Here is a 21,947-nt window from a genome sequence, read left to right as displayed (position 1 = left end):
GTCAGTACGGATTTCACCGTTGAGATCCCCGGGTGGCCGCCCGTTCCACGGGCGAAGGAGACCTCGGGTGGTTTGTCATACCCGAGGAGTCTCATGAGTTCGACCGTTCTGGCATCATCCCAGCTGCACACCATCGGCTCGCCCTGGCTGTGGGCGGCGACCATCGCCGGTGTGTTGCTGCTTCTGGTGCTGGATTTCGCCGTCACCCGTCGCCCGCACGAGGTATCGATGCGGGAGGCCCTGCGGTGGACGTCGTTCTATCTGGCGCTGCCGGTCATCTTCGGCGCGGTGATCTGGGCGACGTACGGATCGCGGCCGGGCACGGAATTCTTCACCGGCTATCTGCTGGAGAAGTCGCTGTCGGTGGACAATCTGTTCGTCTTCATGCTGCTCCTGGCGGCATTCGCGGTACCGGCGCGGCTGGCCCAGCGGGTACTGCTCTTCGGGATCGCGGGCGCGCTGGTGCTGCGTGGCATCTTCATCGCACTCGGCGCCGCCGCCCTCGCCTCACTGGATTGGGCATTCCTGTTGTTCGGCGCGATCCTGCTGATCACCGCCGCGAAGTTGCTCAAGGATGCGATCACCGGACAGGAGACCGAGGTCGAGGTCTCCTCGCTGCGTTCGGTACGGCTGCTACGCCGGGTGATGCCGGTGACCGACGGCTATCGCGATACCCGGCTGAGCGTGCGGGAGGCAGGACGACGGGCACTGACCCCGTTGGCACTGGTGGTCACCGCGGTGATGACCACCGATGTGGTGTTCGCGGTCGATTCGGTGCCCGCGGTCTACGGCGTCACCGGCGATCCCTACCTGGTGTTCGCCACCAATGCCTTCGCGCTGCTGGGCCTGCGTGCACTGTATTTCGTCCTGCACGCGGCGCTGAACCGACTGGTGCACCTGGCCTACGGACTCGCGGTGATCCTGGCCTTCATCGGCGTCAAACTGGTGCTGCACTGGGCACACGAGATCTGGGCGTCCGTGCCGCAGATTCCGACGGCGGCCTCGCTCCTGGTGATCGTCGTGGTGCTGGCGGCGGTCACCGTGACGAGTCTGTGGGTCACCCGGGGAGAGAACGAAAGCGATTCCACCCCGAAGACTTCCGCACAGTAGCGAAAGACCCGGAAGCACGACGGTTCACCGTTGCGTAATCGGTTGATCGGCTGGTTCGCCGCAACCTAGGGTGAACTGTGTTGTTGTCACGTTTTCGCCGCCCCGATCCGGCCCGCACCCGACAGGCCGTCGAGCAGTTGGAGTTGTCCGAGGCGGTGTTCAAGACCTGCCCGTGGCAGCCCCGCGAACTGGTCGAAACCGGTCTGCGCCAATGGTTGCTGTGCTGTGGGGCAGCGGTACGTGACGGTCAGGTGATCGGGATGCCCTCACACGCGGTCGACGAGGCGTGGCACGGGCTGATCCTGTGCACTCGGCGCTATTCCCGATTCTGCGCGGCCGCGTACGGGACGTTCCTGCATCATTTCCCGGAGGGCGACGGATCCGGCGGTGGCACCGGCGATTCCATGGCCACCCAACTCGGGCGCACCGTCGTGGCGTGGTCCATGGTGGCCCGGCCGGGCGAGGAGTGCGTGCTGTGGGATCTGGACTCGAAGGTCGGCGTCGAACACCCGTGGGGCGTACCGCTGGACCGGGTGTCGGCAATCGAATCGGCCCTGCGGGAAGGCAATTCCCCCTGAGCGATCCAACTGCTCAGTCACTACCGCCTCCGCCGCAGGAACTGCCGCCGCCGCACGAACTTCCACCACCACACGAGCTGCCGCCACCGCACCCACCGGCCGAGCAGCTCCCGGAACTGCAACTTCCTGTGCTGCAGCTACTTCCGCTGTCCGAACTGCTCCATGTCGAGCCGGTGCTGCCGTAGTCCCAACTACTGCTGCGCCGCCGCCGCGATGCCGATGTGCCGGTCTGTTTCAGTGCAGCGGCGATCAGGACGACGTAGAGCATCACGATGCCGACGATTACCAGGACTATCCCCATGCACCGCACGGTAGAACCGTTGACTGAAGAGCGGCCAACGATTCGCTTGGCACTCGGCGAAACTCAGGTGAGCTTGACTCGCGCGGCGACGAACCGGGCGACCGCCGGGGCGAACCGCTGGAAGTGGTACTGCAGATGGGCTTCCGGAGTCACCGGGACGACGTCGCGGCCGTCCTGGACCGCTCGCACGATCTGCTCGGCCACCTTCTCCGGGCCGTAGTGCCGCTTGCGGTACAGCTCATCGTATTTGGCCTGCTCGGCCGACTCGTCGGAGGCGGACAGACCCGAGAATCGGGTCGTGGCAACGATATTGGTGTGCACGATGCCGGGACAGATGGTGTGCACCTCGATGCCCTTGCCGGCGAGTTCGGCGCGCAGGCAGTCCGAGAACATGAATACCGCCGACTTACTGGTCGAATAGGCGCTGAACCCGCGCTGCGGCATATAGGCGGCCATACTCGACAGGTTCACGATGTGCCCGCCGAGCCCACGCCCGGCCATCGCCGCCCCGAAGGTGCGGCAGCCGTTGACCACCCCGCCCAGGTTCACTCGCAGCACGCGATCGAAGTCCTCCGCCGACGTCTCGAAGAAGTCCCCCGCCTGGCCGATTCCGGCGTTGTTGATCAGGATGTCGGGCACCGCATGCTCGGCGATGACCGCGGCAGCATGCTCGGCGACGGCACGCTCGTCCGAGACGTCGACCGAATAGGCATGGGCCACACCGCCTTCGGCCTGCACCAACGCGACGGTCTGTTCGGCCGCATCCAGATTCAGGTCCGAGACCACGATCTCCGCGCCGCGGCGAGCGAACGACAGCGCCGTCTCACGGCCGATGCCGCTGCCGCCGCCGGTGATCACGACGAGCTGATCGGAGAACTCACCACGTTCCCGACCGCGCACCACCTCCGCACGCCGCAGCCCGCGCGAGGTCGCGCCCTCGGTGAGCGAATCGACGAGTTCGGTTGTGGCCGTGGCCAAAAGCTCCGGATGCGAGAACGGCAGCCAATGTCCGGCCGCGACCTCACGACGCCACAGTCGCGAGGTCCACTGCGGCTCGTCCGCGTATCCCGCGGGTCGCACCGCCACGTCGCGACGAGCGATCACCAGCTGTACCGGCACCTCGGTGTACCGCTCGCGGGCATTGACCAGGCGGGGCAGGATATTCGCGCGGTAGATGCGCATCCCGTCGAAGAAATCCTCCTGGAACCTCGGGCCCAGACGCACGTTGGCGGGTGCGGTCTCGTTCATGAGTCCGACGAAACGCTGCCAGATCGTGGCCGCCGACAGCGGCCGCAACAGCACGCGCGGCACGCCCGGGGTCATGAACAGGAACGTGTACGCCGAGGACAGCAGTTGCGTGAACGGTCCCCACGCCGCGCCGCGGGAAAGCTCGGCGCGCATCCACTTTCCCATGTGATCCAGATTCGGACCCGAGACCGAGGTGAACGAGGCGATCCGGGCGGCGGCCCGCGGCTCGCACACCGCCTCCCACATCTGCACCGAACCCCAGTCGTGCGCGAGCACGTGGACGGGCCGATCCGGGCCGACCGCATCGGCCACGGCGAAGAAGTCCCCGGCGAAGGCGTCGAGCCGGTAGTCGCTGGTTCGGTTGGTGCGGGTGGAGCGGCCGTGGCCGCGGGTGTCGTAGGCAACGACGTGGAATCGCCCGGCCAGCAACGGAATCACCCGATCCCACAGGTGATGATCGTCGGGCCAGCCGTGTACCAGCACGATCGTTTCGGCGGCGGGGTCGCCGTATTCGTAGACGGCCAGGTCGAATTCGCCGTTGCGGACGATCCGCTCGGCATCGGGAACGGGGGTCTGATCGGTCACGATATCTCCCTTCGGGGCCGGTGGACGCGGTGCGGGCGGGCGCGGAACCTCACAGGTCCAGCACCAGACGCTCACCGGCACACCGGGATACGCAGATGAGCATGTCGCCGGCGGCTCGCTCGGCATCGGTCAGTACGGTATCGCGATGGTCGACCGGTCCGGACAACGCGTTCACCCGGCAGGTGCGGCAGAAACCCTGACGGCACGAATACGGGCTGTCCGGGCGCACTTTCAGCACTTCCTGCAGCACGGTTCGGTCGGCGGGCACCGCGATCACCTCGCCGGTGCGGGCCAATTCGACCTCGAACGCGGTGCCGTTCCGGACCGGCAGCGGCGAGAATCGCTCGGAATGCAGCTCCACACTGGACATCTCGCGCACGCGGTCGGCGATCAGCGTGGTCATCGGAACCGGACCGCAGCAGTAGACCGCGGTATCGGCGTCCACTCCGGGGAGCAGATCCCCGGCGTCGGGCAACCCGGACTCCTCGTCGGTGCGAATACGCACCCGTGCACCCAGGAGTTCCAGCTCGTCGAGAAACGCCATCGAATCCCGGCTGCGTCCGGTGTAGACCATCGACCAGTCGACGCCGAGCCGATGCGCCATCCGCACCATCGGCAGAATCGGCGTGATCCCGATGCCCCCGGCCACGAAATGCACACGGGCGGTATCGGATCCGTGTCCTGGCAGGACGAACGGGAAGGCGTTGCGCGGACCGCGCACGGTGACCGAGCTGCCGACCGTCAACGACTCGTGCACCTCGCGCGAACCGCCCTCGCCGTCCGGAATGCGCCGCACGGCAATGCGATACGCATGCCGCTCGGCCGGGTCGCCGCACAGCGAGTACTGCCGCAACCGGCCCGAGGGCAGTTCCAGATCCAGGTGCGCACCGGGCCGCCACGGCGGCAGCGCGCGACCGTCGGGTGCGGTGAGCAGCAGGCTGACCACGTCGGTGTCGTGCGCCTCCACCCGCCGCTGTGCGACCGTGAGCGCGATCCGGCGATCGTCCACCGCCCCGGCGGCGGTGCGGCGGTTGATCAGCGCCGTCCAGCGCATCCGGGTCTCGGCGACCGCATCGATGACGCGAATCGCCCGGTCGCTGCGACGCCTGCCGTACAGATCGGAGGGCGGCAGCAGCGGAACCCGCCGGTCGTTCACGACGCCATTGCCTGTGCGGCAGGCGATTTGGCCAGATATGCGATCGCCTGCGCGGTGGAGCCGACCGTGCCGGGATCGTAACCGGGCCGCAGCACCGTGGCCGCGCTCCACAGCAGCGAGGGCACCCCGGGCAGCGCACCGCGCCACATCGCGCCGAACACCCGCAGCACCAGACGCGGATACCGCATATTCGGCAGCGAAGGATCTTCGTGCACAAGGTATTTGGTGCCGCGCAGCAGCAGGGTCAGGAAGATCGGGAAGACGATCAGCATCAGCGCGGACCGGCGCAGATAGCCGACCTCGAAGTACTGCGCCACATCGTGCGCGACGTGCCGGTGTTCGACCTCCTCCGCACCGTGCCAGCGGAACAGATCCAGCACGCGCGGGTCCGCGCCGAATCGTTCGAGGTCGGCATTGAGCACCCAGTCGCCGAGGTAGGCGAAGAAATGTTCGAGGGTGGCGATGAAGCCGATGCGTTCGACCAGGGTCTGGAATTGCGCGGCGGCCCCTTGGCCGGGCCGGGGGCCGAGGGTTTTGCGGAACAGGAACTCCATCTGACGCACATAGGCGTCCACGGCGATGCCGTGCGCAGTGAGCACCTCGTGCAGCACCACGTTGTGGGTTTCGGCGTGCATCGACTCCTGACCGATGAAGCCGAGCATCTGCTCACGCAGTTTCTCGTCCTGCACCAGCGCCAGCGCCTCGGAGAACGCGAGCACGAACATCCGCTCCCCCTCGGGGAGCAGCAGATTCAGCGCGTTGATCACGTGTGAGGCGATCGGCTCGTCCGGCATCCAGTGCAGCGGAGTGTCGCGCCAGTCGAACTGCACATTGCGTGCGTGCAGGGCTACCTCGCCCGGATCGGTCCCGTCACGAGGCGTCCACAGGGGAAGTAGCTTCATCGGTACTCCTGGTCTCGTCGTGCGGCGTCACCGCCGCCGATACCCGAGCGTAGCAAAATTTCGGGTGTATATGCGACCGGGAGTTACATCTACAGATTCGAGGCTGTCATCGCTTCTCGACCAGGGGAAACTGCGCGGCCTTGCCGGTCGAGTCGATGGTGGTGGCCTTGGTGTAGAGGTTCGCGGGCTGGGCCGGATCGGACAGGACGACATGCACCGGCTTGTCGACATAGTTTCCGGCGGCGCAGTTGGGCGTGCAGGTGTTGTCGTGTTCGGTGCCGTCGCCCTCGGCCTTGTCCGCGGCCCAGGATTTCCAGGTGATCTTCTCCACCTGCACCCCCAGGTCGGCGCAGGCGAGGATCAGGCTCGGCGGGCGAACGGTCGGTTTGTCGAACGAACAGTCCTGGACGTCCGGCAGAGCGTTGGACTGCCCCGCGGACCGGACACCGGTGCCCGGCGACGGGGAACTCGGCGAACTGCACCCGGCAACCGCGGCGATCACCGCTATCGCCGCACAGCATCCGATGCGCACACGCCTGCGATTCGTTCTCGTATCCACCATGTTCGCACTCCCAAGTCCGTCACCGATCACCGCCGGGCGGCCGCCCGCAGCACCGCCGCAGGTTCCGGCAGGCTAGCGCACACCGATGACACGCCGCGACACACCCGCCGTGGACGGCCCGGAACATGGTGTGATCGATGTCGGGACGAGACTCTCACGGTGGCGCAGAATTGTTGACAATGCTAGTAATTGGAGAACATCGATTCGGACCGGACGCCGTTCCGCGAGCGCGCGCGAGGGCCGACGACATGGCCACGCTAGGAGAAAAATTGATCAGGCTGTACCGGGCGCCGGCGGCCTAGGAATCACATATGGTGACGATCCTCGGAGGCGGCATCGCGGGTACCGTGCTGGCGGGCGGACTGGCGCGAGCAGGCCATCATGCCGTCGTCTACGAACGCCGACCCAACGTGCGCGGGGGCGCATTCCTGTTCCTGGATGCCCACGTGCACCGCACGTTGGCCGATCTGGGCGTTCCCGCCGATCAGCTCGACAGTGCGTCCTATCCCGTCGACGGATTCCGGGTCGGCTCCCCGGCCGCGGACGCGCCCGAGGCGCCCTCGGCCGGGCATCGGCTGTATCACCGCACCGATCTGATGCGGGTGCTGACCGAATTCGCTCGGGCCGCAGGCGCGGACATCCGCTACGGGACGGCGATCAGCGATCTGGACCCGGACACCGGCGTGTTGTATCCCGGCGGGACCGCGGCCGAACTGCTCATCGCCGCCGACGGTGTCGACTCGATCGCCCGCACCCGGCTCGAACCCGAGCGCGTCGCCGAATATGCCGGTCAGGTGGTGCTCTACGCGACCGCCGCGCCCGGCACCCGACCCAACACCACCCCGTCGCTCCTGCATTTCCACCGGCACGGACAGGACACTCCGGCCACCTTCGGACACTTCTGGAACGACGGCGTCACGGTGTGGTTCGCGCGACTGACCCGCGCGCCGATCGCTGTGGGCTACACCGGATTTCAGCCGCTCGCCCGATGGATCGAGCCGATCCGCACCGCCCTGCCGGAGATTCCGTACCTGTTGGACACCCTGCTCGACCACACCGCGATGGTGCACGTCTCCAATGCGCGCTGTGTGCCGCTGACCAAGGCTCTGCCGCCGCGCCTGCCCGTAATCCTCTGCGGCGACGCCGATCACGCGCTCAGCCCATCCTCCGGCGTCGGTGCGCGCAATGCCATCGACGATGCCGCGGCGCTGTGCCACGCCCTGCTCGACGGAGACGATCCCGCCGACACCATGGCCCGTCGGCGTGCGGAGGTGCTCGCCCAACTCGGTTGAGCCGCAACGCCTCAGAACGCGACGACGTGGCTGCTGCGGTCGCCCGGCAGGCGTCGGAGTACGTATGACGGAAGCTCACCCGGGTGCCGTGCCAGATCCTCTCGGCCGAGAGAGGGGCCAGGTCGTAGATCATCGGGCAGAAGCGCATGGCCTCGCCGCGGAATGTTTCAGGCCGAGCCCTCGGCGCCCGTACCGGCGATCGTGTCGTGCCAGCGATCCGCCCATACCCACAGCCGCTCGAGCGCCCGGCCCAGCTCGACGCCCGGGTAGGTCAGCTCATAGGACTTGTCGGGGCGTTTGACGATGATTCCGGCGGTCTGCAACGTCTGCAGACGCACCGACAGCATGCTCGACGAGCAGTTGTCCATGCGGCGGCGCAACTCCAGAAAGCCCAGCGGACCCGGTTCCAGCTCCCAGATCACGCGCAGCATCCAGCGCTGGCCCAGCAGCTCCATCGCCTGCGTGGGCGCTGCGGCCGGATCCCGCCGCGGTGTTTCCGGATCTCTTGCGCTTCTCATTCAGAACTACCATAGTTGCTTCTGAAATAGAAGCAGTCGAGTAAGGAGGCCGAGTGAATTCGAGCAGAATCGCGCTGGTGACCGGGGCGTCGCGCGGCATCGGAGCGGCCACGGCCCGGATTCTGGCCGCTCGCGGCGATCACGTGATCGTCAACTATCGCGAGAAGCGCAAGCGCGCACAGGATCTCGCCGACGAGATCGCCGCGGCAGGCGGCAGCGCCTCGATCGCCGGGGCGGACCTGTCCGACGAGGCCGCCGCGCAGGCGCTCACCCGGGAGATCCTCGACCGGTTCGGACGCCTGGATGTGCTGGTACTCAACGCATCCGGCGGACTCGAGCGCGGCGCGGCGCCGGATTACGCGATGTCCATCAACCGCGATGCGCAGTTGCGACTGGTCCGGCTACTACTGCCGCATATGCCCGCGGGCGCGCGCATCGTCTTCGTCACCAGCCACCAAGCACACTTCCACGGCCGCAAACCCGTGCCCGCCGACTACGAACCGATCGCCGCCAGCAAGCGCGCCGGAGAGGACGCGTTGCGCGATCTGATCCCCGAATTCGACTCGCGCCGAATAGGTTTCACCGTCGTCTCGGGCGATATGATCGACGGCACCATCATCGTGCGCCTGCTGCGACGCCGTGATCCGGATGCGGTCGCCGCCCGGACCGAACACGGCACACTACCGACCGTGGACGAATTCGCCACGGCCGTAGCCGATGCCACCATCGGGGATCAGCCACTCGGGCACACGGTGTACATCGGCGGCACAGACTACCTCGCGCACAGCTGATTTCGGCCAGCGGCAACGGTATCTAGTCCGGCCAGACCGGCGCACGTTTCTCCAGGAACGCAGCCATACCCTCGCGAGCACCGGGCAGCTGGGAAGCGGCGGCCATGACCTCGACGGCGAGAGTGTAGGCATCGGTTTCGGGCCGGTCGAGCTGTGCGTAGAGGGTGTGTTTGCCGAGGGCCTTGCTGGCGCGGCTGCCGCGGGTCGCGCGGGACAGCAACTCGGCGACGGCGGTGTCGAGATCCTCGTCGGGAACCGCGCGGTTGATCAGCCCCCATTCCGCGGCGGTGCGGGCGTCGATCGGATCGCCGGTCAGGGCCAGTTCCATCAGACGTTTGCGACCGACGGCCCGCGCCACCGGGACGGCCGGAGTGTGGCAGAACCAGCCACCTTTACCGCCGGGAAGTGCGAAACCCGCCGAGTCGGCGGCGATCGCGAGATCACAGGAGGCGACCAGCTGACATCCGGCCGCGGTGGCCAGGCCGTGCACCCGTGCGATGACCACCTGCGGCGCGGCCTCGATGGCCGTCATCAGATCGGTGCACAACTTCAGCAGCTCGCGCACACCGACCAGATCCCGGGACGCGACGTCGGCGAAGTCGTGACCGGCCGAGAACACCGGGCCCCGAGCGCCCAGCACGATCCCGGTCGCATCGCCGGCGCCCGCGGTCCGGAAGGCGATCAGCAGTTCGGCCAGGTGTTCGGCCGAGAGCGCATTGCGCCGCTCCGGGCGGTTCATCGTGATATGGACGGTGTCACCGTCCCGGTCTACGAGCAGATGCTGAAACTCCACGGTGGTCATACCTCCACGGTAGTTTCGTCGGCACCGGACGTGGAGGGAATGCGCTGCGCATACCGAACTCCCTCGCGACGCCCGCTACCGAGGCGATCAGGCGGCGGGCTCCAGCACTGCGTCGCGCGAGAGCAGATCGGCATAGAAACCGTTGCGCTCCAGGAGTTCCCGGTGCGTACCTCGTTCGACGGCGTGTCCGGCGTCCAGGACGACGATCTGATCGGCATCTCGGATGGTGGACAGGCGGTGGGCGATGGTGATCGTGGTGCGCCCGGCGGACAGGGCGTCGATGGCGGCTTGGACCTCGCGTTCGGTGCGGGTGTCCAGGGCGCTGGTGGCCTCGTCGAGCACCATGATCGGCGGATTGCGCAGGATGGCGCGGGCCACGGCCAGGCGTTGTTTCTCGCCGCCGGAGAAGCGGTAGCCGCGTTCGCCGACGAGGGTGTCGTAGCCGTCGGGCAGGCTCGCGATGTGCTCGTGGATCTGTGCGGCGCGAGCCGCGGCGATCAATTCCTCGTCCGTGGCATCGGGCTTGGCGAAACGGAGATTCTCGGCGACCGAGGCGTGGAACAGATAGGTCTCCTGGGAGACCACACCCACGCTCGCGGACAGTTCCGCGAAACTCAGATCCCGCACATCGATGCCATCGATGGTGACGCGGCCCGAGCTCGCGTCGTACAGCCGCGCGACGAGATATCCGAGAGTCGTTTTGCCCGAACCGGTTTCACCGACGATGGCCAGTGACGTCCCGGCCGGGACGGTGAGATCGATATCGTCGAGGACCTGCCGATCCTTCGCATCATAGGCGAAACCCACCTGCTCGAACCGCACCGTGCCCGCCACCTCGGCACGCGGCATCGACACCGGGTGCGCCGGTTCCTGGATATCGGGGCGCAGGTCGAGATATTCGAAGATCCTGCCGAACAACGCCATCGAGCTCTGCATATCCACGCCGGTGGACAGCAACTGTACTGCCGGACGCAGCAGACTCGTCTGCAAGGTGGTGAAGGCGACCAGGGTGCCGATCGATACCAGCGGATGTCCACCGGCGGAGGTGAGTCCGGCGACCCAGTAGATCACCGCGGGCATGGCGGCCATCACGATCTGGATCGTGGCCTGCCGCCAGCGTCCGGCCATACTCGAGCGGATCTCCAGATCGACCAGTTCGCGCGACTCGCCGGTGAAGCTGTCGATCAGCGCGGGCGAGCGTCCCATGGTGCGCCCCAACAGAATTCCGCTCACCGACAGCGATTCCTCCACGATCGCCGACATTCCGGCGAGTTTGCGCTGTCGCGCGGCGGTGATCCGCCGACGTTCGTCGCCGACACGTCGGCTGATCCACACGAAGAACGGCAACATCAGCAGCGAGACCGCAGCCAGCCGCCAATCCAGGGCGAACATGGCGATGATCGCCGCGATCACCGAGGTGAAGTTGGAGACGATGGAGGTGGCCGTCGTGGTCACCGTGGACTGCATGCCGCCGATGTCGTTGGCGATGCGTGATTGCACCTCACCGGTGCGGGTGGTGGTGAAGAATGCCAGCGGCATGCTCTGCAGCCGCGCGTAGACCGCCGCGCGCAGGTCGTGCATGACCTGCTGGCCGACGGCGGTGGAGATATAGGTCTGCAACACGCTGAACACGCTGGTCAGCACGACGACCGCGACCATGCCCGCGGCCAGGACGGTGAGCAGTCCGGTGCGGCCGTGCGGCAGAGCGTCGTCCAGGATCTGACGCAGCATGAACGGTGAGGCCAGCGAGACCACGGACGAGAGGCCCACCAGCGCGGCGACCAGAGCCAGGCGCGCGCGGTAGGGCCGGAACAGCCGGAGAATCCGGCCGATGCGGGGTGGGGATTGGGCTGCCATAGGCGCCTCCTTCCAGGTACTACCACTCCTAACTGAGCTTGACTCACAATTATTCCACAGAACTATGAGCTAAGCTCAGAATTATGGCAGAGGCCACCGAATCCGAACTCCCCGAGCTGTTCCTGCAGGTCAGCAAGCGGATCCGCCGCAATCAGGCGGCACGCCTGGCTCCCCTGGGCCTGACGCCCGCCCAGAGCCGAGCGTTGCGGATCATCGGCCGGGCCGAGGAACCGCTGCGGATGTCCGCCCTCGCGGACCATCTCGGCATCGTGCCGCGCTCGGCGACCACGGTGGTCGATGCGCTCGTCGCGGCGGGACTGATCACCCGCGCACCCGATCCGGCCAACCGGCGTTCCACCCTGGTGGTCCCGACCGAAGCGGGACGTCGCACGCTCTCGCTCATGTCGCAGGCCCGGCGCGAGGCCGCCACGGAGACGTTCGCACCGCTGTCCGACGAGCAGCGGGAAACGTTGCGGGCGTTGCTGGCGGCGTTGGACGCGCAGGATCGCTGCTGAGCGCGGAGGAACTGTCGCTATTCGTGCGGCAGGTCGTACACGGGACATTCGGCGACGCCGATCGTATCCCGGGTTATCGCCTCGACCTGTTCCTGAGCCTTCTTCGGATCGCTCACCCACGTTTTGTAGAAATCGAACGGGCAGTCGGCGATGCCCTTGTCGCCGTCTCCGGAATTCCAGACCCCGGTATAACCGCGATGTAGCAGTTTGAACAGATGATTCTGCGCCTGATCGTACCGGCGGGCGGCACGAATTTCGGGGATAGACAATTGCGCGTATTGAATCCCGTACTCCTCGGTGCCGGTCTCACCGAGAGTGCGTCCGTCGAAGCCGATGATCGACGAATGGCCGAAGTACGTGTAGACGCCGTCGAATCCCGAGCAGTTGGCGACCGCGACATAGCAATTGTTCGCCCAGGCCATGGCCTTGGCCATCAGCACCTGCTGATCCTTCGCCGGGTACATGTAGCCCTGACAGCGCACGATCAGTTCGGCGCCCTTCATCGCACAGTCGCGCCAGATCTCCGGGTAATTCCCGTCGTCGCACACGATCAGCGAAAGCTTCATACCCTTAGGGCCATCGCTGACGTAGGTCTCCCCGCCGGGATACCAGCCTTCGATCGGGTTCCAGGGCAGTATCTTCCGGTACTTCTGGACGATTCGACCTTCGTCATCGATGAGCACGAGCGTGTTGTAGGGCGCCTTGTCCGGATGCCCCTCGTGCCGTTCGCCGGTCAGGGAGAACACACCCCACGTCTTGGCTTTCCGGCACGCCGCGGCGAAGATCTCGGTCTCCGCACCGGGCACGGTGGTGGCGGTGGCATACATTTCTTCGCGGTCGTACATTATTCCCATCGTCGAATACTCCGGGAATACTATGAGGTCCATACCGGGCAGGCCGGTCTTGATGCCTACCACCATATCGGCGATCTTCTTCGCGTTCTCGATCACTTCGGCCCCGGTGTGCAGTCGGGGAATCTTGTAGTTGACCACCGCGACCCCGACCGTGTCGGGACTCGAGCCGATGTCTCCGTGACGCATGAGAGTCGCCCTTCCGCTGATTCCGGCGCACTTCACCGGATGTCATCGGAGAAAACTATCCCGCATGCCGGAGGCGTCGTAATGTCCGCCGTGTAACAAGGGCATTTCCGGGGAAGAATGCTACAGCGACACCGGATCGCTCACCTGGATCCGATCCAGCAGAGCTGTGAGCAATTGTGTGAGCGGTTCACTTCCGAGGGCGATCGAGGAAATGCCGCCCTCGGTGAGCGCCTGATTCATGACCTTGTGTGTCAGCTGGCCGCGCCGGGTCGGGTGCACCAGCACTCTGCGCCGGTCGGCGGCGTCGACGTTGCGGTTCACCAGGTTGTCGGCGATCATCGCGTCGATCAGACGGGTGAGCGTGGCGGCATTGAGTTGCGTGACTTCGGCCAGTTGGGACATCGAACGCCCCTGGCCATCGGCGACCGCGTTCAGCACGTGCCAACGCCCGGGAGACGTCTCACCGAGGCAGGTGGCGACAGTCTTGTCCAGATCCTGCGATACCCGCCGCATCAGTCGGGCAAGCTCGTCCAGCGCGGCAAGGGCGGTACTATCGTCCACAATCAGCACTATACAGCGCCGTATGAGTCATTTTCACTTGCAAGTATTACGGTGGTGGTTGCCATGACCGCTCGGAGCCTTCGCGGTCGTCGCGAATCGGTCGATCTCGCACTGGCGGTGCCGCTGAGCGGCCCGGCGGGGATGTTCGGACCGTCGTGCGAGGCATCCGCCGAGCTCGCGATCGAGGACATCAACGCCGCGGGCGGCATCCTGGATCGGCCGGTGCGGCTGCACCCGATCGACGCCGCAGCGCCACTGCCGGAGCTGACCGCGCACGTCGACCGGATGATCGGCGCGGGACTGATCGACGGCGTCGTCGGCTGGCATCTGTCGAACGCGCGCAAGGTGATCACTCCGCAGACCGCCGGGCGAATCCCCTACGTCTACACCACTTTCTACGAGGGGGGCGAGGATTCCGACGGCGTGTACATGGTGGGTGAGACCCCCGATCAGCAGCTGTTCCCCGCACTGCGGTGGATGCGCGCTGAATTCGGCATCCGACGCTGGTACATCGTCGGCAACGATTACATCTGGCCACGCGAGACTGCCCGGGCCACAGTGGAATTCAGCTCCGAATCGGATATCGATGTGGTCGGCGCGACGTTCGTCCCGCTGGGCGGGCGCGATTTCGCCGCCGCACTCGACCTGATCGGATCCTCTGCGGCGCAAGGTGTTCTGCTGTTCCTGGTCGGCGCCGACTGCGCCGCGTTCAATCGGGCGTTCGCCGCGGCCGGACTCGACGAGTGCCGGATCCGGCTCGGCATGATGATCGGTGAGGATGTCCTCTACGCCGGTGGCGTCGACAGCACTCGCGGATTGTTCACCGCCTGCGGCTATTTCGAGAGTGTGGTGTCCCCGGCCGGGATGGACTTCGGGGCTCGGTACGCCGACCGTTTCGGGGCGCACGCTCCGGCGCTGAACAACATCGGCGAGTCCTGTTACGAGGGACTGCTGTTGTTCGCGTCGCTCGCCGAGCAAGCACGCAGTCTGGACCTGCGCGCGATCGAACGCACCGCCTCCAACGCCACCTACCACGGTCCGCGCGGGGAGGTCCGGGTGCGCGGCGTGCACACCACGCAGCCGGTCTATCTCGCCGGGGCCGATCGGCTGGATTTCACGGTGCACGCCGAACTGACCTCCTGATCCGCCCCCTGCTCAGGGCCGAACATTGTTCGACCCCAAGCAGTTTCAGGGATCTCAGTCGCGCACGCGCATCGCCTGCAGGCCCAGGTCCGCGGCCGCAACGGTGTCGGCATAGGACGGCGACTGGCACTGCTCCGCACAGTTCTTGGTGAGCGTGCACGTGAGCGAGGACACCGTTCCGCCATGGAAGGGGCAGTGGTGCACCATATCCGGCAGTTCGTACCGCTTGCCGTCCACCACATCGAGCAGGGTTTGCCCGGCCCACAGCGGCTCCTTCTCGATCTCCTCGCGAAGCGGATTCGGTCGCGCCAGATAGTATTTGCCGCGAGTGAGGACCGCGATGATCGGCGTCAGCACGACCGCCACGGCCAGTGCGAGATACGGTGACCACGCCGCCAGCAGGCTGCCGAACGCGCCGAAGTACGCGAGAATCGACAGCACCGACCCGGCGAGCATGGATCCGAATCCGACCGGATTGATCGGATACAGATAGGCCCGTTTGAATTCGATGTACGGCGGGCTGATCTTCAATATTCCCTTGTTGATCACCAGATCGGCGACGATCGCGCCGACCCACGCGATCGCGACGTTGGAGTAGAACCCCAGGATGGTGTTGAGCAAGGTGAACATGTTGCCCAGCATCAGCGCCAACGCGATCGCGATGTGCAGTGCCAGCCACACGACTCGGCCGGGATGTACGTGCAGCACCCGGCTGAAGAAGTTCGACCACGACAGCGAACCGGAATACGCGTTGGTCACGTTGATCTTGACCTGAGACAGCAGCACCATCACGGTCGCGATGGCCAGCGCCATCGCATGACTGTGGATCAGCACGCCGTAGCTGCCGAGAAACTGTTCGATCGGCTCGGTGGCCCGGGTGAAGCCGACCTGTCCCGCGATGTAGAAGGCGAGGAAGGCCCCGCACAGCTGCTTGGCGGCGCCGAGGATCACCCACCCCGGGCCTGCCGCCAGAACCGCGGACCACCAGCGCAGCTTGGGCGTCTCCGACTTCTCCGGCATGAACCGCAGATAGTCGACCTGCTCCCCGATCTGCGCGATCAGCGACAGCGCGACTCCCGCGCCCGCGCCGACACCGATCGCGGTCACCCGCGCGCTGCCGCCGTTGCCGGCCCACGACAGGAAGCCGTCGAATCCGGACGGATCGCCGATCGCGATCATCACCAGCGGCGCCGCGAACAGGATCAGCCACAACGGTTGCGTCCACACCTGGAACTTCGCCAACGCCGACATCCCGTACAGCACGAGCGGAATGATCAACAGTGAACCGATGATGTAGCCGAGCGGGAGCGGGATGTGGAATGCCAGCTTCATCGCCTGGGCCATGATCGATCCCTCGAGGGCGAAGAAGATGAAGCAGAAGCTGGCATAGATGATGCTGGTCAGAGTGGATCCGAAGTAGCCGAATCCGGCCCCGCGAGTCAGCAGATCCATGTCCAGGTTGTACTTGGCGGCGTAGTAGGCGATGGGGACGCCGGTCAGGAAGATCGTCACGGCGGCCACCAGGATCGCGATCACGGCGCTGGATGCACCATGAGTCACGGCAATCGACGCACCGATGGAGTAGTCGGCCAGGTAGGCGATGCCGCCGAGCGCGGTGACCGCGCAGGCCAGCGGACTCCAGCGGCGGAAGGATTTCGGCGCGTACCGCAGCGAATAGTCCTCGATGTCATCGCGAGCGGCCCAATCTTGGAAACGACGCCATCGGGAGGGCGTCGCGGACGGCGTCGGTTGTGTCGTCATGATGTCGTTCTCCTCGCAGTCGAGGCCGTTGGCTACACGGGCTCGGTGAGGACAGACGCTATAGTCGATATTTTCAATTGACTATAATTCATATGAAAATTAATGACCGGGAAACACGCTGCGGTTCTCGTAACAGCGGGTTAACCGCACGGTTTCGCGGCCGCGACATGTCCGGCTTTCCATTGTGTCCGTCCAAAATACACTCAAATGAAACTGATTGTCGGCGCAGCCCGGTCAGCCGGAGGTCTCTCGATGCCCAGCTACGAATTCACCTGTCCCACATGTGGCCGCTTCGACGGCCGCCACCCCATCACCGACGTTCCCGAATCCGCGCCGTGCCCGGTGTGCCACAACCAGTCTCGGCGACGCATCTGCGGTGGCGCCCTGCTACGTTCCGGCTCGACGGCCACGCGATTGCTCGACGCCACCGCACGCACGGCGTCCGAACCGCCGCTCGTCGCCGCACCGCCGCCGCGCCGCAGCCCGAGGGTTACCCGAAATCCCTTGCACCGCAGGCTCCCCCGCTCCTGACGACTCCCACGCTTTCGACGTCGAAGAGAGGTATCCCATGCCCGAGTTGCTGTACCCGTTGGATTCGTCCAAGCGGTTCACGGACCAGAAGTTCGTCGGCCACAACCGGTGGCATCCCGACATCCCGGCCGCGGTCACCGTGCGGCCCGGCGACGAGTTCCGCGTGCACGTGCGCGAATGGTTCGACGGGGCGATCCACAACGACGATTCGGCCGACGACGTGCGCAACGCCCCGCTCAGCAGCGTGCATTGCCTGTCCGGGCCGTTCGCCGTCGAGGGTGCCGAGCCCGGCGACCTGCTGATCGTCGACATCCTCGACATCGGCCCTGTCCCACAGGAGGATTCGGGTCCGCTGGCCGGTCAGGGCTGGGGTTACACCGGGATCTTCGCCACCGACAACGGAGGCGGCTTCCTCACCGAACACTTCCCCGACGCCTACAAGGCGATCTGGGATTTCAGTGGGCACACCACGACCTCCCGGCACATCCCCGGAGTGAAATTCACCGGAATCATGCACCCCGGCCTGATGGGCACCGCACCCTCGGCCGACCTGCTGAGCACCTGGAACGCCCGAGAAGCCGCACTGATCGCCACCGACCCCGAGCGGGTGCCGCCGCTGGCATTGCCGCCCGAACCCCGTGACGCGATCCTGGGCTCGCTGACCGGTCCCGAATTCGATCGTGTGGCCGCCGAGGCAGCACGTACCGCCCCGCCCCGCGAGAACGGCGGCAACCAGGACATCAAGAACCTCACGCGCGGCAGCCGCGTCTTCTATCCCGTCTTCGTGGACGGCGCGAAGCTGTCCGTCGGTGATCTGCACTTCTCGCAGGGCGACGGGGAGATCACCTTCTGTGGCGCGATCGAGATGGGCGGCTTCATCGACCTGCGTGTCGATGTGATCAAGAACGGCATGCAGTTGTACGGGGTCACCGAGAACGCGGTCTTCCTGCCCGGTAACGAGGGACCGGTGTACTCCGAGTGGCTGGCCTTCTCCGGAACCTCGGTCACCCTCGACGGCGAACAGCGATACCTGGACTCCCAGTTGGCATTCGAACGCGCCTGTCTGCATGCCATCGATTACCTGACCAATTTCGGGTACAGCCGCGAACAGGCTTATCTACTGCTCGGCGCGGCCCCCATCGAGGGACGCTTCTCCGGTGTGGTGGACATCCCGAACTCCTGTGCCACCGTTTACATTCCGACGGCCATCTTCGACTTTCCGATAGCCCCGACCGCTTCGGGCCCGGTACGCATCGACCCGGGTATCGGAGCGCCGCGCACCGCCCGCTAGCCGGCCGAGTCCACCGGGTGTCGTTCATTCCCCGAAGGGAGTTGTCCGACACACGCCGCTCGGCGAATCCTGAAGCGGTGAACGACATCCGATACGGACTACTACTGCCCGCCGGGCAGGCTCAACTCGCCGCCGGAGGCTCGGCTCGCGCACTTCTCGATCTCGTGGTGAGCGCCGAGCAGCGGGGATTCGATTCGGCGTGGCTGGGTGATTCGCTGCTGCGCGCACGGGTCGAACCGTTGACGCTGCTGGCAGCCGCCGCCACGGCGACCGAACGGATAACCCTCGGCACGGCCGCGTTGATTCCGGCCTACCGCAATCCGGTGCACACCGCGCTCGTGCTCGGCTCACTGGATCTGGTGTCGCAGGGGCGAATCGTGCTCGGCGTAGGGGCCGGATTCCCGGGCATCAGCGAACCCGAGTTCGAACTGTCCGGGGTGGATTTCCGGACCCGGTTCTCCCATCTGGACGACACCGTCCGGCTGTGGCGGCAGCTGTGGTCGGGCAATTCGAATCCATTCCACGGCAAGGTATTACACTACGACTGGCTGCCGGAGGCACCGCGCCCGCATAGTCCCGGCGGGCCACCGATCTGGCTCGCCGGAGCAACCCCTGCCGCCCTGAAACGCACCGGCCGCCTGTACGACGGCTGGCTCCCCTACCCACCCGACCCCGCCGACTACGCCGCGGGCCTGACCGCCATCCACACCGCCGCCGCAGCCGAGGGCCGCGACGAAACAACCATCACCCCAGCTCTTTTCGCCACCGTCTATATCGACGAAGACCCCATCCGAGGCCGCGCCGCCCTCGACGACTACTGCCGAACCACCTACGGCATGCCCGTGGAACAGGTCGAACAGATCCAGGTCCTGATGACGGGATCGGCGAAAGACATTGCCACACAGCTGAACCAGTACACCGCAGCAGGAGCCCGTCACCTCCAGATCCGCATAGCCGCCATATCCCCCGACTCCTTCACCACCCAATTCGACCAGATCACCGACCTGATCCACGCCCAACGCCGATCCGCCGGGGAGTGAGAACGACATTCACCGGGAGTCGCCGAGCCCCGATCGAAGCCGGTAGACGATGAAGCTCGGAACATCGGTCAGCGGGCCCAATTCGGCGGGAAACCGCCGTAGCGCCTCCTCGGACGGTCGCGCTTCGGTGATCGCATCGATCACGAACCCGGCCGCCGAGAACTCCGCCACCACCGCTGCCGGCGGACGACGCCAACAGTGCTGAGTGACTTCGACATCGGCTTTGGTCCAGGTGTCGGAGACGAACTCGGCGTCGAAGTAGGAACCGTGCTGGGCGGGCAACCGGCACCGCACCCCGCGTCCAGAACCGTCAGCCCGGCAAGCGCCCGAGGCATCAACGACCGCAACGCGGGCCGCTCCGGCCACCCGTTGTACGGCCCGTCATCGGTGGTGGCAGCCGGAGGCCGGGATCACTGCCACCAGGTGCGGTGTCGAGACGGCTGCCGATCGAACTCCTCCTCGGCGAGGGCGGCAGCCTCGTCCGAACGGCCCGCAGCCCGGCAGCTGCGGACCAGTGGGGGAGCCCTTCCTTTCACGGGGAAGTGAGCGCGAACAGGCCGTTCTAGTATTTGGGCCCCGAGTCGGACGAAGTGCTCAAATCAGTTGGCACAGAACGAATGGTGAATACATTGCTTGCACTCAAACAGGCGGTCGGATCGGCCTTCGCCACGGCGGCGCTCCTCGCCGGGACGATAGCTGTCGCCGCCCCCGCGAACGCCGTCGCGACCCCGGCTGAGGCGTGTGGCAACAACTACCACGAAATAGACCACCAGGACCTGAAGGGCGCAGTCATCCATCTTCTGTACAACGGTTCGACAGACTGCGTGGTCACCACGAAAACGTCGAATCTCGGGAAAGAGACCTGGGTAGGCGCCATGATCGGACTTGCCAAGGGGTCAGTTGCGCACAGCGACTACGGCAACTTCGACTACTATGCCGGACCTGTCCGGCTCACCGCTCCCGGAAAGTGCATCGTGTGGGAGGGAGCCGTGGGGACAGGACGTGACAGTGCCACCGATGTTTGGGTCTCGCCGCAGACCGGCCCCCGCGCCCACTGCGGCTGAGCGGGGCCTGAGCATGTGATTTCGCCGGGCGCCGGGCGGTGGATCGCGGCGTCCGTGGCGCGAAGTTCGCGGCCCGAGCCGCCGTGTCGGGCCGCGACGATCTCGGCGGCGACGGCCACGGCGGTCTCCTCCGGGGTGTGGCCGCCGAGGTCGAGGCCGATCGGGGAATGTAGCCGGGAGAGTTCGGATTCGGTGAGTCCGGCCGCGAGCAGGCGGGCGGTTCGGTCGCGGTGGGTGCGGCGTGAACCCATCGCGCCCACGTAGGCGACGCGGCGGCGCAGCGCGACCTCCAGTACCGGGACGTCGAACTTCGCGTCGTGGGTGAGCACGCAGATCACCGTGCGCGAATCGACCTGCGTGCCTTCGAGATACCGATGCGGCCAGTCCACGACGACCTCGTCGGCTTCGGGGAAGCGGGCACTCGTCGCGAACAGTGGGCGGGCGTCGCACACCGTCACGTGGTAGCCGAGGAATGCGCCGATCCGTGCGACCGCAGCCGCGAAATCGATGGCCCCGAGCACGATCATGCGCGGCGGTGGCACGGAGGATTCCACGAACACTGTGACTTCCTCTGCATCACAACCGATCACCCGCACACCGGTGGCGCCGAGGTCGAGCATGGCCCGCGCGTGCGCAACCACCGCCCGATCAGCGCACGCCACCGGTCCGCCCTCGATATGCGCGAGAGGCGCTGAGACCCGGTCCAGTTCGGTATCGGCCGAGCCGGTCGACGCGCTGTACGAGGCGATACGCCCGAGGTCGGCACCCCGGAACACATCCTGATCACTTGTGAAGTCCGATGTCGACCGATGCGCATCCGCGACCATGTTGCCCGGCGGGGTGATTCGACCCTCGACCCCAAAGGCGACCGGTGGCGAAACCCAGTCCGGCCCCACCGCGAGCGTCGCCCCCGAGCCCACGTCCCGCACGAGCGCGACGGGTCCGCCGGCGCGCAGGGCCGCGAGCAGTGCGTCATGATCGCGCGAGCCGACCGGGTGCACGAAGACTTCGAGCACCCCGCCGCAGGTCAATCCGACCGCGAACGCGTCGGAATCGCTGTAGCCGAAGGTTTCCCGCTGCGGCGTACCGGTTGCCAATGCCTCGCGGCACAGTTCGTAGACCGCGCCCTCGACACAGCCGCCGGAGATGGAGCCCACGACGGTGCCGTCCTCGTCCACCGCCATCGCGGCGCCGACAGGGCGTGGTGCGCTGCCGGTGACGCCGATGATGCTGGCGACGGCGAATCGTGTTCCCGCAGAATGCCATCGCAGGATCTGCTCGGTCAGCTCGCGCATGATC

21 protein-coding genes are annotated in these 21,947 nt (G+C 66.2%); 9 read left to right on the top strand and 12 right to left on the bottom strand.

All coding sequences use genetic code 11. The annotated features are described in order from the left end of the window. Positions 1-93: 93 nt before the first annotated feature. Together ON40_RS09310 and ON40_RS09305 are read left to right on the top strand one after the other, a co-directional pair. Positions 94-1,110, top strand: coding sequence for a TerC/Alx family metal homeostasis membrane protein (locus tag ON40_RS09310; protein WP_040820613.1), 1,017 nt, complete (start codon positions 94-96; stop codon positions 1,108-1,110). 80 nt (positions 1,111-1,190) lie between these two features. After that, entirely contained in the window at positions 1,191-1,688 is a 498-nt protein-coding gene (locus ON40_RS09305) for a UCP032817 domain-containing protein (RefSeq protein WP_040820812.1), read from the top strand. 364 nt (positions 1,689-2,052) lie between these two features. Here the strand turns inward: ON40_RS09305 and ON40_RS09300 are convergent, their stop codons facing one another. The 4 genes from ON40_RS09300 to ON40_RS09285 all read right to left on the bottom strand — a co-directional run bounded on the left by ON40_RS09300 (position 2,053) and on the right by ON40_RS09285 (position 6,442). Next, a complete protein-coding gene (locus ON40_RS09300) occupies positions 2,053-3,822 on the bottom strand; it encodes an SDR family oxidoreductase (RefSeq protein WP_245567726.1) in 1,770 nt (589 codons plus the stop codon). A gap of 49 nt (positions 3,823-3,871) precedes the next feature. Further along, a complete protein-coding gene (locus tag ON40_RS09295) occupies positions 3,872-4,978 on the bottom strand; it encodes a PDR/VanB family oxidoreductase (protein WP_040820611.1) in 1,107 nt (368 codons plus the stop codon). Next, a complete protein-coding gene (locus ON40_RS09290; RefSeq protein ID WP_040820608.1) occupies positions 4,975-5,880 on the bottom strand; it encodes a metal-dependent hydrolase in 906 nt (301 codons plus the stop codon). Before ON40_RS09290 ends, ON40_RS09295 begins: the two co-directional genes overlap by 4 nt. Before the next feature lie 106 nt (positions 5,881-5,986). Further along, the gene (locus ON40_RS09285; RefSeq protein WP_157186243.1) at positions 5,987-6,442 is read right to left on the bottom strand and encodes a hypothetical protein; all 456 of its coding nucleotides are present in this window, start codon (positions 6,440-6,442) and stop codon (positions 5,987-5,989) included. A gap of 311 nt (positions 6,443-6,753) precedes the next feature. On the opposite strand from ON40_RS09285, the gene ON40_RS09280 reads away from it, so the two are divergent. Then, complete coding sequence (locus tag ON40_RS09280) at positions 6,754-7,734, top strand: FAD-dependent oxidoreductase (protein WP_040820606.1); 981 nt, start codon at positions 6,754-6,756, stop codon at positions 7,732-7,734. A 167-nt stretch (positions 7,735-7,901) separates the two neighbouring features. Here ON40_RS09280 and ON40_RS09275 read toward each other — a convergent pair whose 3' ends face one another. Continuing rightward, positions 7,902-8,252, bottom strand: a complete 351-nt coding sequence (locus ON40_RS09275; protein WP_051192882.1) for a winged helix-turn-helix transcriptional regulator — start codon at positions 8,250-8,252, stop codon at positions 7,902-7,904. 53 nt (positions 8,253-8,305) lie between these two features. On the opposite strand from ON40_RS09275, the gene ON40_RS09270 reads away from it, so the two are divergent. Further along, entirely contained in the window at positions 8,306-9,043 is a 738-nt protein-coding gene (locus ON40_RS09270) for an SDR family oxidoreductase (protein WP_040820601.1), read from the top strand. 22 nt (positions 9,044-9,065) lie between these two features. Here the strand turns inward: ON40_RS09270 and ON40_RS09265 are convergent, their stop codons facing one another. Both ON40_RS09265 and ON40_RS09260 read right to left on the bottom strand, forming a co-directional pair. After that, on the bottom strand, positions 9,066-9,845 hold the full coding sequence (locus ON40_RS09265) for an enoyl-CoA hydratase-related protein (RefSeq protein ID WP_040820599.1): 780 nt from the start codon (positions 9,843-9,845) through the stop codon (positions 9,066-9,068). 87 nt (positions 9,846-9,932) lie between these two features. Beyond that, entirely contained in the window at positions 9,933-11,702 is a 1,770-nt protein-coding gene (locus ON40_RS09260; protein WP_040820597.1) for an ABC transporter ATP-binding protein, read from the bottom strand. 83 nt (positions 11,703-11,785) lie between these two features. Here ON40_RS09260 and ON40_RS09255 point away from each other — a divergent pair, with 83 nt between their 5' ends. Then, positions 11,786-12,217, top strand: a complete 432-nt coding sequence (locus tag ON40_RS09255) for a MarR family winged helix-turn-helix transcriptional regulator (RefSeq protein WP_040820595.1) — start codon at positions 11,786-11,788, stop codon at positions 12,215-12,217. A 17-nt stretch (positions 12,218-12,234) separates the two neighbouring features. Here ON40_RS09255 and ON40_RS09250 read toward each other — a convergent pair whose 3' ends face one another. After that, a complete protein-coding gene (locus ON40_RS09250; protein WP_040820594.1) occupies positions 12,235-13,257 on the bottom strand; it encodes an aliphatic amidase in 1,023 nt (340 codons plus the stop codon). A gap of 120 nt (positions 13,258-13,377) precedes the next feature. Then, on the bottom strand, positions 13,378-13,818 hold the full coding sequence (locus tag ON40_RS09245) for a MarR family winged helix-turn-helix transcriptional regulator (RefSeq protein ID WP_157186241.1): 441 nt from the start codon (positions 13,816-13,818) through the stop codon (positions 13,378-13,380). Positions 13,819-13,881: 63 nt separating this feature from the next. Here ON40_RS09245 and ON40_RS09240 point away from each other — a divergent pair, with 63 nt between their 5' ends. Beyond that, complete coding sequence (locus ON40_RS09240; RefSeq protein WP_051192880.1) at positions 13,882-14,961, top strand: substrate-binding domain-containing protein; 1,080 nt, start codon at positions 13,882-13,884, stop codon at positions 14,959-14,961. Between the two features lie 54 nt (positions 14,962-15,015). On the opposite strand, the gene ON40_RS09235 is transcribed toward ON40_RS09240, so the two are convergent. Continuing rightward, positions 15,016-16,722: a purine-cytosine permease family protein gene (locus tag ON40_RS09235; protein ID WP_051192879.1), complete on the bottom strand. Its 1,707-nt coding sequence runs from the start codon at positions 16,720-16,722 to the stop codon at positions 15,016-15,018. A gap of 207 nt (positions 16,723-16,929) precedes the next feature. Between ON40_RS09235 and ON40_RS49720 the strand changes: the two genes are divergently transcribed. From ON40_RS49720 to ON40_RS09225, 3 genes are all read left to right on the top strand, one after another. Then, on the top strand, positions 16,930-17,253 hold the full coding sequence (locus ON40_RS49720) for an FmdB family zinc ribbon protein (protein ID WP_306305379.1): 324 nt from the start codon (positions 16,930-16,932) through the stop codon (positions 17,251-17,253). Between the two features lie 37 nt (positions 17,254-17,290). Continuing rightward, on the top strand, positions 17,291-18,544 hold the full coding sequence (fmdA, locus tag ON40_RS09230) for a formamidase (protein ID WP_040820592.1): 1,254 nt from the start codon (positions 17,291-17,293) through the stop codon (positions 18,542-18,544). A gap of 77 nt (positions 18,545-18,621) precedes the next feature. Beyond that, positions 18,622-19,584, top strand: a complete 963-nt coding sequence (locus tag ON40_RS09225; RefSeq protein WP_218008759.1) for an LLM class flavin-dependent oxidoreductase — start codon at positions 18,622-18,624, stop codon at positions 19,582-19,584. A gap of 9 nt (positions 19,585-19,593) precedes the next feature. Here the strand turns inward: ON40_RS09225 and ON40_RS09220 are convergent, their stop codons facing one another. Together ON40_RS09220 and ON40_RS49710 are read right to left on the bottom strand one after the other, a co-directional pair. Continuing rightward, the gene (locus ON40_RS09220; protein WP_051192878.1) at positions 19,594-19,866 is read right to left on the bottom strand and encodes a hypothetical protein; all 273 of its coding nucleotides are present in this window, start codon (positions 19,864-19,866) and stop codon (positions 19,594-19,596) included. 649 nt (positions 19,867-20,515) lie between these two features. After that, a complete protein-coding gene (locus ON40_RS49710; protein WP_085997680.1) occupies positions 20,516-21,943 on the bottom strand; it encodes an XdhC family protein in 1,428 nt (475 codons plus the stop codon). Between the last annotated feature and the right edge of the window lie 4 nt (positions 21,944-21,947).

It is taken from the genome of Nocardia jiangxiensis NBRC 101359 (assembly GCF_000308615.1).
Taxonomy (GTDB): Bacteria; Actinomycetota; Actinomycetes; order Mycobacteriales; family Mycobacteriaceae; genus Nocardia; species Nocardia jiangxiensis.
This window is presented reverse-complemented; position numbering and strand designations above follow the sequence as displayed.

Coding starts and splice junctions, on each gene's coding strand:
- ON40_RS09310 (WP_040820613.1), top strand. CDS start 94: ATGAGTTCGACCGTTCTGGCATCATCCCAGCTGCACACCATCGGCTCG.
- ON40_RS09290 (WP_040820608.1), bottom strand. CDS start 5,880: ATGAAGCTACTTCCCCTGTGGACGCCTCGTGACGGGACCGATCCGGGC.
- ON40_RS09285 (WP_157186243.1), bottom strand. CDS start 6,442: ATGGTGGATACGAGAACGAATCGCAGGCGTGTGCGCATCGGATGCTGT.
- ON40_RS09280 (WP_040820606.1), top strand. CDS start 6,754: ATGGTGACGATCCTCGGAGGCGGCATCGCGGGTACCGTGCTGGCGGGC.
- ON40_RS09275 (WP_051192882.1), bottom strand. CDS start 8,252: ATGAGAAGCGCAAGAGATCCGGAAACACCGCGGCGGGATCCGGCCGCA.
- ON40_RS09265 (WP_040820599.1), bottom strand. CDS start 9,845: ATGACCACCGTGGAGTTTCAGCATCTGCTCGTAGACCGGGACGGTGAC.
- ON40_RS09260 (WP_040820597.1), bottom strand. CDS start 11,702: ATGGCAGCCCAATCCCCACCCCGCATCGGCCGGATTCTCCGGCTGTTC.
- ON40_RS09255 (WP_040820595.1), top strand. CDS start 11,786: ATGGCAGAGGCCACCGAATCCGAACTCCCCGAGCTGTTCCTGCAGGTC.
- ON40_RS09250 (WP_040820594.1), bottom strand. CDS start 13,257: ATGCGTCACGGAGACATCGGCTCGAGTCCCGACACGGTCGGGGTCGCG.
- ON40_RS09240 (WP_051192880.1), top strand. CDS start 13,882: ATGACCGCTCGGAGCCTTCGCGGTCGTCGCGAATCGGTCGATCTCGCA.
- ON40_RS09235 (WP_051192879.1), bottom strand. CDS start 16,722: ATGACGACACAACCGACGCCGTCCGCGACGCCCTCCCGATGGCGTCGT.
- ON40_RS49720 (WP_306305379.1), top strand. CDS start 16,930: ATGAAACTGATTGTCGGCGCAGCCCGGTCAGCCGGAGGTCTCTCGATG.
- fmdA (WP_040820592.1), top strand. CDS start 17,291: ATGCCCGAGTTGCTGTACCCGTTGGATTCGTCCAAGCGGTTCACGGAC.
- ON40_RS49710 (WP_085997680.1), bottom strand. CDS start 21,943: ATGCGCGAGCTGACCGAGCAGATCCTGCGATGGCATTCTGCGGGAACA.